Origin of the sequence: Microcystis flos-aquae FACHB-1344, from assembly GCF_014698375.1 — a bacterium.
Classification (GTDB): Bacteria; Cyanobacteriota; Cyanobacteriia; order Cyanobacteriales; family Microcystaceae; genus Microcystis; species Microcystis aeruginosa.
The window spans coordinates 40,284-57,130 of record NZ_JACJSW010000063.1 but is presented as its reverse complement, the minus strand read 5'-3'; the positions used below and the strand labels follow the sequence as shown (position 1 = coordinate 57,130).

Sequence of the window (16,847 nt, the reverse complement as noted above, 5' to 3'; positions counted from 1 at the left end):
GGATGTAATCTGACTGTTACTGTGCTTGGTTCACAGCTTTCTGGTATTTGTCTTGACCATCGAATAGGTAAAGGTTCTGTGCATTTAGCTAAATAGATTTGTCTGTCTTTGAACTTAAAAGCAGATTTGGTAAATTCGGCACTTCCTCCTTGATGTTTTTTCTTAAAGTTAGGATACTTAGTACGACCAGCAAAGAAGTTAGTAAAAGCTGTTTGTAAATGTCTTAACCCTTGTTGTAAAGGTACACAGCTAACTTCATTGAGAAAGTTTAATTCTTCTTGCTTTTTCCACTCGGTTAGCATTGAAGAAGTTTCAGTATATCCTACTCTTTCTTGTCTTTCGTACCAAGCTTGTGTTCTGAGATGGAGAGCTTTATTGTAAACTAATCTTACACAGCCCAAGGTGCGCCGCAATAGCGACTCTTGTGTTGGTGTGGGGTAAAATCGGTAAGAATAGGCTTTTTCCATGTCTCACATTTTAGCATATATTTCGTAAATGTTCTAATATTTAACAGTAAAGCCGTCGTAGAACGACGGGGTTTCAGACCCAAAATTTTCGATGAAAGGAATTTTTATTGGCTTAATTAAGGGATATCGACGGTTTATTTCGCCGCTATTTCCCCCTTCCTGTCGTTTTCAACCCACCTGTTCCCAGTATGCCATAGCAGCGATCGAGCGCTTTGGTGTGCTGCGCGGTTCTTGGTTAGCAATTAAGCGTATTCTCCGTTGTCATCCTTTTCACCCCGGAGGTTACGATCCTGTGCCTCCCTGTAGCCACAAGCACGATTGAAACCTACAGCAGTTATCTCAATGGTGAGATACGAGGTTTTCGTTTTGGGGATTCAGGAGTCAGGATTCAGGAGTCAATACCAAATTAGGTTATACTTCATTTTTAGGGTAAAGTCTGTAAGACTCTTGATATTTTTAGACCCGTTGATGGTTGCCTATTTTCTTTGGGGAAAACGCTCGATATCGGCGATACCATAAAAGATGATCTGTTTATCTTTTAAACGTAGTCGATCGACTCTTAATTGAGTACCATCGAGAGCAAATTTATCTAAATCCATAAGGTTGTTAACGTGGCTGATTAAAGCTTCTCCTAAAGCTTTCGATCTTTCGTCCCCTTGATAAACCACATCAACAAATTGAATTTTTCGCCGTTCTTCCACAACCACAGCAGTGGTCATTTCTAGAAGAATTGGTTCTTCTTCTCCCAATTTAATTAGACTTTTCAGAGTTAAAGTTTTATCGTCATTGAGAATTAATTCCGTATTCTGACAGTGAATTGATTTACCTTCGTACTCTAATCTTTGCAGTTTTTCGACAATAAAAGGTGTATTAAAAGAGGTGGTTAAGTCTTCTTCCGTTAAAACTACCCGCAAAGTGGCCCGCGTCGGTTGACGGAGTTTTACCTGTCCGGTAAAAATGGCACTAAAATCGATCGCCACCGCTTGCACATACAATTCCATGGCTTCGATGCGTAGGCCATTGTACATCAGCATCGACTGACCGATAAAGTCAAAACCGTCGATACTGCCTTGCAGTAATTTGGCCACGGGTTCGGCGCGGACAGTGGCTTTCAGCTTGCCTGTCCGTTTGAATAATGCAGCGATCGCAGCACTCACCGCCTTACTGATGAGTTGATCGCCGCTCTGATTGGGAAAAGGTAAGCTACCAAACACGCCTGCTGTCATATCTCTCATAGGTGGGACTGCAACGATCTTAACATTATTTAAAGTTTCTTTACATCTCGTTTTATTAATCAGGATGATAAGCAATCTGTATGATTCTGTAGAGGTTATAAATTTTTAGCGGTCTATCCCGTGCTAGGGGATAGGATAGAAAAGTGCTACTATCCCAGTGATATAGCGTTTTTCACTTAGAAAATCGGGGTTAAAAACGTGGTTGCCATTTCAGATCAACAACCGTTAGCCGCTACCCACAACCACAGCGATCGAGTGGCGGTATTATTGATGGGATACGGGGAAGTGGAGAGTTATGAGGACTTTGCCAACTATAATGAACAGGCCTTAAATTTGCTGACGGCTAAGTTCGCTCCTGTACCGACTTGGGTTTATCCTCCCCTAGCGAAATTATTGGCCATATTTGACCTACACGAATGGCAGCACCAGCATAATCACTTTATTTCGCCCCATAACCACATTTTCGAGCATCAAAGACAGGAAATCGAGCGCAATTTACAGGCAAAATGGGGTAATCGGGTGGAGGTATTCAAAGCGTTTAACTTCTGCGCGCCTTTTTTACCGGCACAGGTGTTAACGGAAATCCGCGAACGGGGATTCGAGAAAATTTTGATCTATCCTCTCCTCGTTGTTGATTCTATCTTTACCAGTGGCATTGCGATCGAACAAGTTAACAAAGCTTTAGCTCAAGGACAAACGGGGGAACATTGGGTTAAAGGATTGCGCTATATTCCCTCGTTTTATAACCAACCCGCTTATATAGATTTAATGGCGCGGTTAGTGGAGGAAAAAATCGCGGCCGAGGTAGCTAGTAGCTGTCTTCCCTCGCAAATTGGCATTATTTTGATGAATCACGGTTGTCCCCACGAAGCTAAGGGATTTACGTCGGGAATCGATGAAAGTCAAGCTTTATACGAGTTAGTCCGGGAAAAATTAATCTATCGTTATCCCTTGATTTCTGTGGGTTGGTTAAATCACCAAACCCCCTTAATTAAATGGACGCAACCGAATGCAGAGTTAGCGGCGAAGAATTTGGTTGAATTAGGGGCCAAAGCCTTAATTTTCATGCCGATTGGCTTTGCTACGGAAAATCACGAAACTTTACTGGATGTGGAGCATATTATCGAAGCTTTACGCCGCAAACACGACCAAGTTAATTATGTGCAGATGGCCTGTGTCAACGATAACCCCGAATTTTGCCGGATGGTCGCCGATTGGGCCGAGGAACATATCGAAGCTTTGCTATCACAAGAGGCTTTATCTGTCAATAGTTCTGTAACAATTCCTCACATTCATTCCGATCACCATCATCACCACGGACATCACCACCATCATTAAGCTTGGACAGTGGCAAAGAGGGGCAACGGCGAAAATTAGTCCTACCACTTGTCACTTTTGGAAGTATAATCTATAATTGTGCTTTCCTGGGTACGTAGCTCAATGGATAGAGCATCCGCCTTCTAAGCGGACGGTTGTAGGTTCGATCCCTACCGTACCCGTTATTGTTAAGTAGGGATTGGAAATTCTCTCCTATCGTCCCAGGGACAATCGCTTTGATGCGGTGAGCGTGGAATTGGGTCAGTTGAATCCCGTCGGTTGATATTAATTGTGTTTAATTTAGTTTGCGATCGAGTTGAGGATCAGTCAAGGGAGAAGGCAAAGGCGAATAGGACGTACTGCGCCACAATATCTCACGGAATGAGGATATACAGCCTGAGAAGGAGTAAAACAAGAGAAACTACCTGAAACTCCTTCTTCTGTGCATCCCTCTATTTAATAGTTTGCCCTCTTTGCAATAGCCTTTCTCGTCTCTTTTGACGGGATTCTGTTTCCAGTTGGGCGAGTATATCGTCTAAAAAAAGATTATAAAGCTCAATCTGGCGGTTAGTTTCCCGTAAGCTTTCAAGACATTGTTTTCTCGTTGCTTCATCGGGATAGGAGGTGCGGTAAGTCATCATAAGTTCCATTGCCTCTTTACTTCATCAACACTAGCACTAACAGCATCCACACTGGCTGTTCGTTGCAAAATCGCTCTTTCTAACATCTCTAGCATCGTATTTGAGAGAGTCGGCTGCTCTTGTAAAATTCTCAGCAGGATATTATTAATTCGGGAGTAGGAATTAGTTACCCTCTCTCTGGCATTAGATAATTCTTCTAATTCTGATAATGTCCGTTCATTTTCCCCATATTCTGTAAAAAGTTGCCATTCCGTTGCCGATGCCTACTCTATCTGATCCGCTAGTTGACGCAGTAGATCAAAAATGCTCGTTAAGGTTTCCTCCGGTAATGTAGCCATATTCAATTATTTCTATTATCCCCAGTCTATAATCTGGTTGGTACGAGGTAATCCTGTTTAATTTAGTTTGCGATCGAGTTGAGGATCAGTCAAGGGAGAAGGCAAAGGCGAATCCGACACACTGCGCCACAATATCTCACGGAATGAGGATAGTTCGCCTGAGAAGGAGTAAAACAGGGAAAAGAAAGCGATCGCTAGTGTGAGAGATATATAACTTAAGATTTGTGACGCAATCGCTACAAAGCAGAATTAATAGTTCCAGTGGTTCAGGGAAATGAACTGATTGGTCAGAGGGACGTTAGCAGTTTCCAGATTGGCGATCGCATTGACAATTGCCTTGAAGTCCATATTTTTAAAGCGGTTAGCGTTACGGTAAACCGCTAAGACCCCAGAATGGCTTGGATTGGCTTGGTGCAACTCTTCAAAGTCATCGCAGTTATGAGTTAGCAGAATCCGATTTTCCTGTATGGCATAGTCAAGTACGACATCATCTGTGCAGCCAGTCAAACCAATTTTATTGATCGTCAGTACGTCATGACCAGCAGCCGTAAGTAACTTAACCAGAAGTTGGGATTGCGAGTCCTCATCAAGCAATAATCTTAGGCTCAACACTAATCCCCTTTGCTTCCAGACGGTGGCGTTCTTCTTCTGCTTCTTGCTTGAGTAGCTGCTGATTAGCCTCGCAGTAGTCAATTGCCTCATAGATAGCAGCCAAAGGTAACTCCCAATTAAGAGCTGCTTCTTGAGGAGTCATATCGTTGACAATCATATCTGACCAGACATCAAAAGCTTTCAGCCTCCTACCTTGAAAACAAAGCTGTTGTCGCCAGGAATGAGGACGTTTCTCTAAATACTGCCATTGAGTTTTCGCTACGTTGGTGGTCATGCTGATGCCTTGATCAAAGCTGGTATCCCTAGTTTATCAGCTACAGAAGCAGCGCACCGTCGAAGGCGGCTCTCTTCGAGATCGCACTAACCCAATGTTGTTTGGTGTTGTAACCCAATCGGATTCACAAAATTCTATCTTCCGGTTTTTTAACCTCAGCAAGATCGTAATTCATCTGGAGGCGCAGCCAGAAAGCAGGGGTGCTACCGATTGTCTTTGACAAACGCACAGCCATTTCTGGGGAAATCCCCGGTTTGCCATTGATTAGGTTAGATAGTCTAGAGCGTGACACGTTCAGCATTTTTGCCGCAGCTGTAACGGTCAATTCAAGCTCTTCAATCGAACTTTTGACAATTCTGCCCGGATGTACGGGATTTTTCCGGGTCATCATGTTTTTTCCCTCAATGATAATCTACAAGGTCAATGTCGAGAGCGTTTCCATCTTCAGCCATCACCCATCCTCAAAATCCCCAAATCACTGAAAATCCTGATGCTGACAAGGAAGTAGTGCAGATACCAGCGTAAGCCATGAGGGAGAGGAATATAAAGATTTATTAAATATAGAGAAATTGCGGCATGAGATATGATTGATCTGGTTGCCTATTAGTCTAAGTCAAATGAACATTGAACAAGTTATCATTAAAAACCTAAGAAAACTTCCCTTAGAAAAACAACAAGAAGTGTTATCCTTCACCGAATCTCTCACCTCAAGAATTTCCCTCCCTTCCCCAGATTATAGTCTCACTCCCCAGGAAAAAGCTCAAAAATGGCAGAAAGTAATCGCTAAACTTCCTAAAACAAGTGCGAATTTACCTGATGAAGCTTTACACCGTGACACTATGTATGAAGACTAATGACTCAATATTTACTGGATACTAACATTTTGCTTCGGGCGGCTGATACGTCTTCAGCAACTTATTCTCTTGCTAATAATGTAATTACTCAAATCGTTGAAACAGCTAATGAATGTGTTATTATTCCTCAAGTTTTAATTGAATTTTGGGTAGTTGCAACCCGACCCCTTGATGTTAATGGTTTAGGTTGGACTCCAGCACAAGCTACAAATTATGTCAATGATTTATTAGATAACTTTACATTAATTGCAGAAACGCCGGATATTTTTCCCCTTTGGTTTCAATTAGTCACCATCTACAACATTAAAGGAAAACGCACTCATGATATTAGGCTTCTTGCTGTTATGAAAGCTTCTAACATTACCCATTTATTAACCTTTAATCCTGATGACTTTATCCCTATTCCCAATATTACCATCGTTCATCCTCAAGATTTCATTAATTCCCAATAATTAGGCAGCAAATACGACATACCGCGTCACAATCCCTCACGGAAGTGGATAGTTCACCTGAAAAGGGGAAAAACAGGGAAAAACACCTGAGACTCCTTCTTCTGTGAATCACTGTCTTATGGCGAAAGGAGAAACAGCAGTCTAGAAAAGAGTTCTGGTATTATTTATAGACATCGCCGCGAGGTTTAATAGTTGTAATGATCTATAGATTGTTGTCTCTATCTTCAAAAAACAACACTCGATACTTACCTACTCGCAATCTTAGTTCATCTCTTCCGTAAAGGGGTTTAATATCTAATTTTGTAGAATCCGAAATCAAAGTATCCAAAGCTTCAAGAAGACGAATTTGATCATTTTTATGCATCCTTTCTAAGTAGCGTTCTGCTTGTCTAAGTAGAATATAATCAGCCAAGTTTATCTCCAAATAATTTGTATTTTAATTCTGTTGAAGTGATTCCAGTATCTCGACCGGATAAATAATCTTGCCATGCTGCTTGGCTTTCAGCAAGTTCTTCGGCTGGAATGATCTCATCGTCATCTTTTGGCGCTACGGTCGGCTTGATGATAGTTTTTAAATCCTCTAAAAGTCGCAACTTATCCGTAAGGGGAAGATTCTCTATTTGGCTGAGGATTTCATAGTAAGTTGTCATAGACCTTGATCGTATCAGATAATCCAAACACACCTCAAATAATACCACATCCAGATACTAACCAAAAATGGTAAAAACGGTGGGCTGTTCACAACCGACTTGGTTCTGCGGTTTCTTTATCGGGATTAAGAAAGGAATATAAAGATTTATTAAACTGTAACTTTTAATACAGTTGTGGGGGGGGGAATGTGTATTGTTCTACTATCTGCCTTGTGTCTTGGGTTGGGTTGTTGCTTCACCTAGCTGGGAGAAGGCGATCGCACTTTGAGGAGATACATTAATGAAAACAAGTGTAATATACATAACGGCTGTATTAACTTTATTGGGACTAACTGTGTCTCGACAAGCTAAAACATTTAACTTAAGTGAAAACAAAGACTTTTTAATAGCTCAATCTGGTCAAGTATATAAGTGTATAAATGATCATGGCATATTTTCGATAGTGCCAGGTATTCCTGGTGCAACTTCCAGTAGGGTTAGTTGCCTGATCCCCGTGAAATCGGTAAAAAGATGTATGTACAAAAGATTTCTTGATAAAACTTTCCATCGTTGTTCTTTAGCCATACCAGCTTTAGATGGTGTTCCAGTCAATACATATTATTCCATAGGAACAACTGCGGGACTCACAACATTGTTTACTATCGATTAATTTACAGGAATATCTATCCATGTATCGATTAGTGTGGGAATCTCTGATACCTCAATATTTTTGAGAACTTGTTTCATGGCTTAAGTAGGTGCATCTTCATCTTTTATTGTACCTTATCTAATCATATCTACATATCTAATAGTGTTCCTCAAATTATAACTTTCCTCCTCGCTCTCGGCACTATCGGCGCAGCTTCAACCCTCAAGCGCAAACTGAAGCCATCCAAGTCCTCAGAAAAAGAAACCACAAAAGTAGGCTAAATTGCTCATCAAAAATAACATAAATGCCCCTTCATTCAGTCAGTTGAGGGGTTATTTTTTGTCTATTGTTTATTGTCTATTATTTAATTGTTGCTAACTAATTGACAACAAGAGCGTTTTTTATGGTAGAATAGTTAGACTTGTGTAAATATAGTAAAAGTTGAAATGTCTATCACCCATATTAATAATCTTCAAGACCAGATTTTGCAAAGTATTAAGACTTTACCGCTAGAAAAACAGCAACAAGTCCTTGAATTTGTCAAATCCTTACAAAAAAATTCACGTTTTCAGAAATGGGATAATATTTCAGATGCAGAAGCACAAGCGTTACAAAATGAATTTGCTCAAGAGGATATTAGCTTTTCAGAAAGTATTTTACCCGATTATTTATCTCACCTTAAACAAGAGGATAAGAAATAAATGCGAGGCGATATTTATCTAGCTGATTTGAATCCGAGTCGTGGTTCAGAACAAGCCGGTATTCGACCTGTTATTATTGTCCAACATAACAATATCGATCGCTTCACTAGCACTGTTGTTGTAATTCCATTAACCAGTAATTTACGTCGCGCACAAATCCCTGGAACAATGGTTATTCCCGCAGGACAAGGAGGCTTAAATCAGGAATCAGTAGCTTTATGTTATCAAATTGTTGTTATTGATAGACAACGACTTCAACGACAGTTGGGGACACTTTCTTCTAGTTATTTACAGCAATTGGAAGAGGCGATGCGATACACATTAGATTTAACATAAAACACTAATAGGAATGTTTAATTAGGGTTTGCTGAAAAAGTACGGGCGAAGCATTCGGGCAATAACCTATCGGTGAAACCGTAGATTTTTTATCCGAATGCTTCGCCCCTACAGGACGCGGGCCGATGAAGACGCAAGGTTTTGAAGCACGATTCTCTCAAAATCTTGCACCTGTTTCGCGAGAAAAGCCACAAAACCCTTACCTTGCCTACATTTCACCTTTATTCAGCAAGCCCTAATTAGTTTAATTTTCTTTCTGGAAAACTTGAACTTTAAGACTCCTATTACCTAGTACACTCGGCGCAGCTTCAACCCTGAAGCGCAAACTAAAACCATCCAAATCTACTGAAAAAGAAACCACAAAAGTAGGCTAAATTGCTTCTAAAAATACCATAAATGCCCCTTCATTCACTCACTTGAAGGGGTTTATTTTTTCCACCTTTTTAAACTCTAAAAATTTCAGAGTTCACAGCTTATCGCTTACTTAAGACGGATGATTATTAGGATTTTCCATCAGCAATTCCTCACTGATAACAGCAACATTCAATTCATTATCTGCCGAGACAAAAGTGATAGAAGGTAAACCACTAGCTAGGCAAAGTGTATTAACAGCACAACCTACTGCTAACTGGATTGCGTCATAACCTCTTAAACCATAAGTTTCCGCTAATACCATTCCTGAATTAATTATACTTTCGGTAATTTCAATGACTTGATAATCTTTAAGCGAGTCCTTTCTCAACTGATGAACTATTGCTGTTGCATCCGTAACGCTAATACTTCCAGTGCGGGATCTTCGCGTAATAGCAGCCACAATTTCTACCTTGGCGATTGCGGCAATAAATATTTCATTATTTAAAGCAGCAGCAAATAATCCCAATACCCACGCTGAACCGGTTTCGCTGATATAACGCTTGACCAAGGCACTACTATCTAAGAAATAAAGTGCCATTTAACGGCGTTCCTCAATAATCGTTTCTGAAATAGGTTTTCCCTCGATTTCAATCAATCGTCGCTCAGTTATCGGTTGAGATGAAGGACGCTTAATCTGCTTGACTAATCCAGCATCAAGAAGAGATTGGTGAAATACCGCTTGTTTCTCAGCTTCTTCTTTATCCATAAGATACTGTTGAATCTTCTGATTAAGCAGCTGAAGTTCTTTTAGCTCAAGAGTCTCAAGCTGATTCAAGATTTGAGTAAGGATTGCCCGTGTCATAATCTGCTACTTTTTTTGCTGTCTGAGTAATTAATATTTTATAGCAAAGTTATAATTGAGTTAGTACAATAGACAGTATCATAAAAACTCACTCTTTAGACCTGCTTGATCGTAAATTTTTAGATTCTAGGCGCTTAATATCCTCTTGTCAGTAGCTGTTGAAAAGCAAAATGATCAAATCCTAGAGAACCGCTTGGATATTTGTTTGATTCTTGGCCAATTCTGCCAATGTCATTCCCTTTGTAAGTCGTTCAATTTCACTGCATCAGCTTAATTCCTTGCCAATAAATCAAATAAAGACAAAGACTTTATCCCCAGTTTTGGCAACTATTCTCGGTGTGAGAGGAGGAGGCAGATTTTGCTGCCGTTTTCTCCTCATAGCTAAGATAGGATCAGTTTTTGCGGTAAAAAATCTTACTGCCTTGGTCACTGACAAAATGACAATTGCGGTAGGACCGCCAGAGAGATTTGAAAATCGGTTCTTTCGAGACGCGATAATAGTCTCCTAAGACGGGACGGATGGCCTCGGTTGCTTCTTGGAGATGATAGTGGGGAATAGTGATAAAAATATGATGGGCGACGTGAGTACCAATTTGGTGATGGATGGGATTAAAGATGCCATAATCGCGATCGATGGTAGAAAGCGCCCCTTTGAGAAAGTACCAGTCTTGACCGCGATACCAGGGAATATCATCTTCGGTGTGGTGTAGGAATGTCACTAGGTCCAACCAAACCACAAAGACGATATAGGGCATGATGTAGTAGTTAAACAGAAACCAAAAGCCTTGGCTAACACCAACCCCGATTAATAGACCTAACATAAAGGTACAGCAAACGGTGCTAGTCAGTACCTGCCACCGTTCCGAGGGGCGAAAGAGGGGGCTTTCGGGCATAAAATGGGACCCCTGTTTATTAGGGGAACGACGGAAAAGATAAAGGGGATAAACAAATAAAATTAGCTGAAAACGAGCTAATTTTTCGTACCAGGCCATATTGTTATACTGGGTTTCCGTGACGGGGTACCAACTTTCATCGGTGTCGATATTGCCGGTATTAGCGTGATGGGTGCGATGACTGATGCGCCAACCGTGGAAAGGTACGAGAATGGGAGTATGACTGAGATGACCGATTAAGTTATTTAACCAACGATAACGGGAAAAGGAACCGTGACCGCAATCGTGACCGACGACAAATAGGGCCCAAAACATGGTTCCCTGCATAAACCAAAAAAGTGGGAAGAACCATGCTTGATTAATCTGGTAAGTTATCCAGTAAAGTAGGGTAATGATGCCAATATCAAAAAAAAAGTAGGCTAAAGAGCGAAAAACGCTTGATTGGAAGCAACGGGCCGGGATAGCTAGACGGACATCCTGTAGGGTAAATGGCAAAAATTCTCTTTTTAGGGAGGGTTTAGGTAGGGTTTGGGACACTAGGTTATAACTCAAGATAGATGACAGGGCAGTATTGACGAAAGCTTGAGAACTAAACTTTTCTGTTTCTCGGTGCGCTATCTTTTCTCTATCTCAGCTAGGAGCGGATAAGACCGAGCGATCGAGCGAATTTCGTCTAACTCACCAGAATTATATTGTAGGGCTTAATGTAACTTAACAAAAGCCCCTAGGGAAAGTTAATCACATTCTCCCCCTGTCTGTCCGTCTGTCCCCTTGGACATCCATACAATAGACTGGCTCTTCGGTTCGTGTTATCCACCCGATCAAACCAGACCAAGCAACGAAGAACCAAATAGATTAACATTGTTTTGTCAGCAGATAAGTTTAGAGGTCCATTTATGGCAATAGCAACTTTGACAGCACTTCACGACACTGCGATCAAGAAATCGACAGAACAATCCAGTAAGCTACCCGATACTGAGAAAAAGATTTACAAAGCCGGACAAACCATCAGCATCGACAAGGTGGAATCTGCACCCAACGGACATTTAAAAGTAACCCTCAGTTTTGGTGCTGGTGTCTGGTATATCTTTGAAAAAGATTGGTCTCCTATTCCAGAGTCTATAGAAACAGAAGGAAGTAGTAGCAAAGTTCCTGAACAAGCAGTTCAGATTATAACTGAGTTTGAAGGTTTTGTCCCTCATGTTTATAATGATGGCGTAGGAGTGGCGACGATTGGGATTGGAACAACTCGGTATCCTAATGGCAAACCTGTTCGTTTTGGCGATCCAAAGATCACTTTAGCAACCGCTCAGAGTTATTTATCCCACGATCTTGAAAACACCGTAAATCATCTGGCTGCTTCAATTCCTTATTGGAATGAGATGAATGATAATCAGCGTTCAGCATTGATTTCGTTTGCTTATAATTTGGGCGATTATTTCTACGGTAATCCCGGTTTTAATTCTATCACTTCTGCTTTGCGAGATAAACGCTGGAATGATGTACCCAAGGTTTTAGAACTCTACTCTAATCCAGGTTCCAATGTCCATGAAGGTCTGCTGCGACGGCGCAAGGCTGAGGGGGAATTGTGGCAAGGTAAGGGGAAATTTGCTAAGTAAGTAGTTGTGTCTCTGGGGTGATATTTGCACCACAGAGACACAGAGAACGCAGAGAGATATTTATTTGCTACTGGAATAAAGTATGGGATTATTGTTTGTCGGTTTTAAGCAAAATTTCTTGATGAGAACTCTGTTTTTATTGTTTATCTGCTTGTTTTGGAGTAAAACAACTCTTGCAGAAACCTTACAAACGAGAAATTTTGTTGTCAAGATTACTAGAAATTGTCCTGAAGGAGAGGTAGTGTGCAACAATGTCTCCTACACTGGAACAAGTTTAAGAACCGCAGAATCCATTAAACTTACTGGGAGAACTGTTTATCGTTTGTGTTCAGATAGGGTTACTCCCTGTCAATTTCTCGGCTACGAGTTTATTAATGGAAATTATCGTTACTTTGTCACAGAAAGTGGGATAATAAGAATTTATAAAAACGGCAAGCTTTTACTTGAAGAAAGTGGTTCATGGCAGGATTAATCGTTTAATCAAAACTGATTAAATTTTCTTTTAAGTAGGTATATAAGGATTGCAGGCGTTGTGTTTCACTTTCAGTGAGTTGGTCTCCTTTTCCTCTCAACTCAAAATATCGTTGTGTAGCTGTCGATAAGCGTATTGTTTTACCTAGTTCTTCTAAAGCACTAAAATAACTGCCAGATATATTTCCAGCATTGAGTTGATTGCCATAAGATTTATTGTAAGTCTCCAAGACTTCCGTTGCCAAGTGTTTCTCAATTTGACCCGGTGCCAAGGTAATTCCTTTTTTGATATTAACAACAATGTAGGGACTTACTGGTTCATTACGAGTTGAAGTAATAGTACCATTCCGTTCCATTTGTAGGGATTCTAATTCAACTTCTTCAAAGAAAAAGGCATATGCTCCTGTCTGTAAGGGAGCTTCACCAATGTTAGGAAGGCGGTTCTGATCGCCGGGATAAAAAGCAAATTCTACAGTTTTTACTTGAGGTCTAAATTCCGCATCTAGTATGGTTTTGAGAATATTATTAACTCCTTCTAAAGCTGCTGTTCCTAAAGCTGTAAAAGGAACGAGAATGGGAAAAGTGCCGCCTACTTCACGAACAACTTCTTGTAATGCTCCTGTCACTTGATCTAATTTTGAGTCTCCTAATCCCTGACAAAAACTACTGAATGATAAATATAGTCTTTCTGTTTTCTTGTCTTTTTGGAAATCTTCAATAATCGCTACATTTTCTGCCCAAGTAGTAAGTAAATCATGGGTCAGTCTATTCATATTATTAATGTGATTGAGGTAGTGAGCTTTAATGATAGGTTTTTCTATATCTCCTAATCCTATCTGACTCATTACAGCAAAATAATCATTACCCCATTGTCCAGCTTTATACTCTTCTCTATACTTACTATAAAGTTGATGTGAAATAGTATTTATAGAGACTGTAAAATCTTCGGCAGCAGCAATTAAAGCATTATCATCTTTAAGGAATGGATCGAGTAATGGTCCGGGTTCCGTAATCGGTACTCTGCCGATGGTTGTGATTGTCATTTAAGCATCCTCCTAAGGGTGTATTTATAAAGTTTTACATGGCATCAATAGTTCCATCTGACACCTTTTTCGCCTCCCGTTTTCCATCCCTTTCCATTGCGACAATCAATATGAACGAAGCCCTTTTTTGCCCCCCAACCCAAGGCACCATACCAGTGTTGATCTACCCACTTTTGAAATTCAAACACATCTCCATGAGCAGGGCAAATATCGACCGCAGTTCCTCGGATATGCTGCGAGTTACTTACCCCTCCCACAGCACGATTGATTTGCTCAGGGCGATACCCAGAAGTGATGATAATGGGCTTACCGTAGTCAGTGCGAATCTTCTCCAACTCTCGCATAATCGTGAGTATGTTATTTTGCAAAGTGGTGTCGTGCGGAATGCGTCGGGGGTCGTTTCGTAAGTTTTCTCCTAGAGTGAAATGGGGGGTTAAATGGGTGGACATATCACTCCAATCTACATCTTTCGGAGTCAAAATTTTGGGCATTTCCCTAACCACTTCGACTTTGCTAACCTGATCGCTAGATTCTGTCGCTGCCTTGCCTGTTTCAGGCTTTGCGGCTAACTCTTCCGTATGTAAAGGTGTAGAAGGTAATTGTTTGATAACTTGACAAGCTTTATCGTAATAACGCTGACGATCCGATAGTCCGTTATAACCACCATTAACCCTTTTTGTTACCTCTTTAACAGTTCCACCCCGATCGCAAAGAGCATTCATGTTATTATTCTTCCACCAAAATCCAGCACTGGTAAAAGGATAAACTTGAGCAACATAGCTATGTCCCTGCATGACTTTTTGATCCTTGATAAAGTCTGCAAATTTCTGATAATTATGCCGTCCAGTTAATTGAATAACACCAGCACCTTTATATTTACGACCATCACCGGGAGAGGTATTTCCCAAATCTCGGCGACCTTCATAAGCACTACCACTGGCAATTTCTTCCATCCAACGCAGTCCTCCTGATTCATGGGCTGTTTGGCTGAGAAAATGTCTAATTCGTGGCACTGTATTAATTTCAAATCGCTGTAAACAAGAGTTTAAGTCATTGAATTGTTTATCACTCATTTTACGTCCATAGACAGACTCAGCTTGCTGACGAGTTACAAGATTAACGCCTTGATGCTGACTTGATTCTGGCGCGGATACAGATGATCGGCCATTGTCTTTGCTAGATTTTTGCCAAGGTAAATGCCAATGATCCGACCAAAGATACCAAATGCCAGCACCGTAGTCTAACTCCACTAGGCAATGTCCGTCAATTTCTTCTGAATACTTGAGGACTTTGTACTCTCTGCCCACAGGAACTTCTTTTTTCTCGTTTTCACCGAGGTCTGATGAATCAATAGGCTGCTTTTTCAGATAGGTTTTAGTAGTTGCCTTGATGATGGTATTGGGGGGCGCAATGACCCAATTTTCGGGTTCTACCTTTGTGGCTGTAGCTGATCTTTGAATCGAGCGGGTGGCTGCGGCTTTGAGGGTTCCTCTATTTGTTAGGGAGATGGCAGAAATTCTTGATAATTGGTCAATGGCTTCCCGCGCTGAACCATTTTTACTGGACTGGGGAACAGATGATAGTATCTTGTGTTCCCAGGGTAAGTACCAGTGATCTGACCAAACATACCAAATTCCCTGGCCGTAGTCTAATTCAACGAGGTAATGTCCATCAGATTCTTGTGAATGCTTGAGGATTTTATACTCTGTACCCACGGGAACTTCTTTTTTCTCGTTTTCACCGAGTTGTGATGAATCAATGGGCTGCTTTTTCAGATAGGTTTTAATGGTTGCTTTAATCTTTGTATTGGGGGGGGCAGCGACCAAATCTGCCCGATTCTGGGTTACTGATAAGGTTGAGGTGACAGGTTTCGCCGCCGCAGAAAGTTGAATTTTATCAAGTAAGGCTTTCCCGTTAGTCTGTTGACTCACCCAATCTTGATTTTGGATCAGCCAGTTTTTTATGGAATTATTTCCCCCATCTACTCCATCCCTTTCATACTCGTCAATAGCTTGCGCTAGTTCTTTCCTCTGCTCAACAGCAAACAAATCCTTGAGGATATCATCCCTTGATTGAGAATTGCCAAGGCCAATTCGGGCAATCGCCCGATTCATTTCATACTTCCAGCTATCTCCCTCCGTTGATGACCCCGGTACTCGTAGTTCGATGGCGCGATCGAGATAGGAGATGGCTTTGTCTAAATCAGGAGTCTGTGAACTGATATAAGCATAACCTAACTCTGCATTATACGAAGGATTATTGTTATCACTGGCTACCAGAGCCTGAAAAATCGGAATTGTTCTATTGACCCGATCTTTAAATGTTAGAGTTCTCCTTCCCAAGCTACGGGCATCATGGGCAAGATTAAAAGCACGTTCTTTAACATCATCACTAGCGGCTTCAAGTTTCTCTTGCATTTCTGATAATTCGGACTGATTTAGCCCTTCTTGAATCTGCTGGTTGACTAGATTGCGGATGTATGTTTTTTCTTCGAGTTCTTTTGCCTGAGATTCTGCTTTCTCTTTGGCTAGGTCAGCCGTTTTTATACGGTTAATTACCTTCTCTAATGCCGCATCTAGGATAGCTTTACCACCGTAGCCGCCCACCAATCCAGTGACAAAAATCGTGATTTCTAAGCCCGGATCGCCAGATTTTCTAAGTTCCTGGGGTAAGAACTTATAGGCGATAAATGCCCCACCTATGCCAACAAAAATTTCTCCCAAAAAGCCAGGGTTGAGATTATTGGGATTTTTCTTACTCCAAGACGGCAATTCTAACTCGCCGTCAAGCAATATGGAGTAAAGTAATCCACCAAGTGCCCCAGCTAGTATCAGGCTTAGATAGATAGTATTTATGCCATTGAACCATTGTAAGTAACCTTGCAAACCGCTAATTTTGGTGTCATTGTTACTCGCAAAACTTGTAAAACTGATTAACTTAGCAAAGCCAAGAGCCATACCAAGTCCTAATAAAAAAGTAAGAATGAAATTAGTAGTCTTGGGAAAGGGGGGAAATGTTAGGGGAGGTTTTTGTTTTGCTTTGTTCATGAATTTAGACTCCAAAACTCAGTTTGTTTACTGTTGAAAAATTATTTTTATTG

22 protein-coding genes, 1 tRNA gene and 2 pseudogenes are annotated in these 16,847 nt (G+C 40.9%); 12 read left to right on the top strand and 13 right to left on the bottom strand.

The annotated features are described in order from the left end of the window. A partial coding sequence (locus H6G48_RS05020; protein ID WP_190719711.1) for an RNA-guided endonuclease InsQ/TnpB family protein occupies positions 1–467 on the bottom strand: 467 nt, incomplete at its 3' end. A gap of 91 nt (positions 468–558) precedes the next feature. Here H6G48_RS05020 and yidD point away from each other — a divergent pair. Further along, complete coding sequence (yidD, locus tag H6G48_RS05015; protein ID WP_190719708.1) at positions 559–789, top strand: membrane protein insertion efficiency factor YidD; 231 nt, start codon at positions 559–561, stop codon at positions 787–789. Positions 790–943: 154 nt separating this feature from the next. Here the strand turns inward: yidD and H6G48_RS05010 are convergent, their stop codons facing one another. Further along, positions 944–1,702 carry an LmeA family phospholipid-binding protein gene (locus H6G48_RS05010; protein WP_190719705.1) on the bottom strand — a complete coding sequence of 253 codons (759 nt, stop codon included), beginning with the start codon at positions 1,700–1,702 and terminating at the stop codon, positions 944–946. Between the two features lie 198 nt (positions 1,703–1,900). Between H6G48_RS05010 and H6G48_RS05005 the strand changes: the two genes are divergently transcribed. After that, the gene (locus tag H6G48_RS05005; protein ID WP_190719702.1) at positions 1,901–3,040 is read left to right on the top strand and encodes a ferrochelatase; all 1,140 of its coding nucleotides are present in this window, start codon (positions 1,901–1,903) and stop codon (positions 3,038–3,040) included. Positions 3,041–3,128: 88 nt separating this feature from the next. Next, positions 3,129–3,201, top strand: a tRNA-Arg gene (locus H6G48_RS05000). Between the two features lie 270 nt (positions 3,202–3,471). On the opposite strand, the gene H6G48_RS04995 is transcribed toward H6G48_RS05000, so the two are convergent. The 4 genes from H6G48_RS04995 to H6G48_RS04980 all read right to left on the bottom strand — a co-directional run bounded on the left by H6G48_RS04995 (position 3,472) and on the right by H6G48_RS04980 (position 5,275). After that, the gene (locus H6G48_RS04995; protein WP_002783384.1) at positions 3,472–3,660 is read right to left on the bottom strand and encodes a hypothetical protein; all 189 of its coding nucleotides are present in this window, start codon (positions 3,658–3,660) and stop codon (positions 3,472–3,474) included. Between the two features lie 587 nt (positions 3,661–4,247). Further along, complete coding sequence (locus H6G48_RS04990; protein ID WP_190719700.1) at positions 4,248–4,610, bottom strand: DUF5615 family PIN-like protein; 363 nt, start codon at positions 4,608–4,610, stop codon at positions 4,248–4,250. Continuing rightward, positions 4,585–4,884: a hypothetical protein gene (locus H6G48_RS04985; protein WP_190719698.1), complete on the bottom strand. Its 300-nt coding sequence runs from the start codon at positions 4,882–4,884 to the stop codon at positions 4,585–4,587. Before H6G48_RS04985 ends, H6G48_RS04990 begins: the two co-directional genes overlap by 26 nt. A gap of 124 nt (positions 4,885–5,008) precedes the next feature. Beyond that, complete coding sequence (locus H6G48_RS04980) at positions 5,009–5,275, bottom strand: HigA family addiction module antitoxin (protein WP_242034529.1); 267 nt, start codon at positions 5,273–5,275, stop codon at positions 5,009–5,011. Between the two features lie 226 nt (positions 5,276–5,501). On the opposite strand from H6G48_RS04980, the gene H6G48_RS04975 reads away from it, so the two are divergent. Further along, the gene (locus H6G48_RS04975; RefSeq protein ID WP_008202209.1) at positions 5,502–5,738 is read left to right on the top strand and encodes a hypothetical protein; all 237 of its coding nucleotides are present in this window, start codon (positions 5,502–5,504) and stop codon (positions 5,736–5,738) included. Next, on the top strand, positions 5,738–6,190 hold the full coding sequence (locus H6G48_RS04970; protein WP_002750618.1) for a type II toxin-antitoxin system VapC family toxin: 453 nt from the start codon (positions 5,738–5,740) through the stop codon (positions 6,188–6,190). Before H6G48_RS04975 ends, H6G48_RS04970 begins: the two co-directional genes overlap by 1 nt. Positions 6,191–6,392: 202 nt before the next feature. Here H6G48_RS04970 and H6G48_RS04965 read toward each other — a convergent pair whose 3' ends face one another. Together H6G48_RS04965 and H6G48_RS04960 are read right to left on the bottom strand one after the other, a co-directional pair. Beyond that, complete coding sequence (locus H6G48_RS04965) at positions 6,393–6,602, bottom strand: type II toxin-antitoxin system RelE family toxin (protein ID WP_190719696.1); 210 nt, start codon at positions 6,600–6,602, stop codon at positions 6,393–6,395. Continuing rightward, entirely contained in the window at positions 6,595–6,840 is a 246-nt protein-coding gene (locus H6G48_RS04960; protein ID WP_002734321.1) for a hypothetical protein, read from the bottom strand. The genes H6G48_RS04965 and H6G48_RS04960 overlap by 8 nt, the downstream gene beginning before the upstream one ends. Before the next feature lie 280 nt (positions 6,841–7,120). Here H6G48_RS04960 and H6G48_RS04955 point away from each other — a divergent pair, with 280 nt between their 5' ends. The 5 genes and pseudogenes from H6G48_RS04955 to H6G48_RS26035 form a co-directional block, all read left to right on the top strand. Continuing rightward, positions 7,121–7,489: a hypothetical protein gene (locus H6G48_RS04955; protein WP_190719693.1), complete on the top strand. Its 369-nt coding sequence runs from the start codon at positions 7,121–7,123 to the stop codon at positions 7,487–7,489. A gap of 164 nt (positions 7,490–7,653) precedes the next feature. Further along, a pseudogene (locus H6G48_RS26040) lies at positions 7,654–7,749 on the top strand (PEP-CTERM sorting domain-containing protein); the annotation flags it as partial. Between the two features lie 165 nt (positions 7,750–7,914). Continuing rightward, positions 7,915–8,169, top strand: coding sequence for a hypothetical protein (locus H6G48_RS04950; protein ID WP_190719690.1), 255 nt, complete (start codon positions 7,915–7,917; stop codon positions 8,167–8,169). Continuing rightward, on the top strand, positions 8,170–8,505 hold the full coding sequence (locus H6G48_RS04945) for a type II toxin-antitoxin system PemK/MazF family toxin (protein WP_002768260.1): 336 nt from the start codon (positions 8,170–8,172) through the stop codon (positions 8,503–8,505). A gap of 290 nt (positions 8,506–8,795) precedes the next feature. Continuing rightward, positions 8,796–8,879 (top strand): annotated as a pseudogene (locus tag H6G48_RS26035) (PEP-CTERM sorting domain-containing protein); the annotation flags it as partial. 110 nt (positions 8,880–8,989) lie between these two features. Here the strand turns inward: H6G48_RS26035 and H6G48_RS04940 are convergent. The 3 genes from H6G48_RS04940 to H6G48_RS04930 form a co-directional block, all read right to left on the bottom strand. Continuing rightward, positions 8,990–9,457: a type II toxin-antitoxin system VapC family toxin gene (locus H6G48_RS04940; RefSeq protein WP_190719687.1), complete on the bottom strand. Its 468-nt coding sequence runs from the start codon at positions 9,455–9,457 to the stop codon at positions 8,990–8,992. Next, positions 9,458–9,721: a hypothetical protein gene (locus H6G48_RS04935; protein WP_190719684.1), complete on the bottom strand. Its 264-nt coding sequence runs from the start codon at positions 9,719–9,721 to the stop codon at positions 9,458–9,460. It lies immediately after the preceding gene. 392 nt (positions 9,722–10,113) lie between these two features. Further along, positions 10,114–11,151, bottom strand: a complete 1,038-nt coding sequence (locus H6G48_RS04930; RefSeq protein ID WP_190719681.1) for a fatty acid desaturase — start codon at positions 11,149–11,151, stop codon at positions 10,114–10,116. A gap of 359 nt (positions 11,152–11,510) precedes the next feature. On the opposite strand from H6G48_RS04930, the gene H6G48_RS04925 reads away from it, so the two are divergent. Together H6G48_RS04925 and H6G48_RS04920 are read left to right on the top strand one after the other, a co-directional pair. Beyond that, positions 11,511–12,233: a lysozyme gene (locus tag H6G48_RS04925; protein ID WP_190719679.1), complete on the top strand. Its 723-nt coding sequence runs from the start codon at positions 11,511–11,513 to the stop codon at positions 12,231–12,233. Positions 12,234–12,315: 82 nt separating this feature from the next. Further along, positions 12,316–12,705, top strand: a complete 390-nt coding sequence (locus H6G48_RS04920; RefSeq protein WP_190719676.1) for a hypothetical protein — start codon at positions 12,316–12,318, stop codon at positions 12,703–12,705. A gap of 4 nt (positions 12,706–12,709) precedes the next feature. Here the strand turns inward: H6G48_RS04920 and H6G48_RS04915 are convergent, their stop codons facing one another. Both H6G48_RS04915 and H6G48_RS04910 read right to left on the bottom strand, forming a co-directional pair. Further along, positions 12,710–13,747, bottom strand: coding sequence for a hypothetical protein (locus tag H6G48_RS04915; RefSeq protein WP_190719674.1), 1,038 nt, complete (start codon positions 13,745–13,747; stop codon positions 12,710–12,712). 44 nt (positions 13,748–13,791) lie between these two features. Beyond that, entirely contained in the window at positions 13,792–16,794 is a 3,003-nt protein-coding gene (locus tag H6G48_RS04910; RefSeq protein WP_190719671.1) for a D-Ala-D-Ala carboxypeptidase family metallohydrolase, read from the bottom strand. Positions 16,795–16,847: the final 53 nt, after the last annotated feature.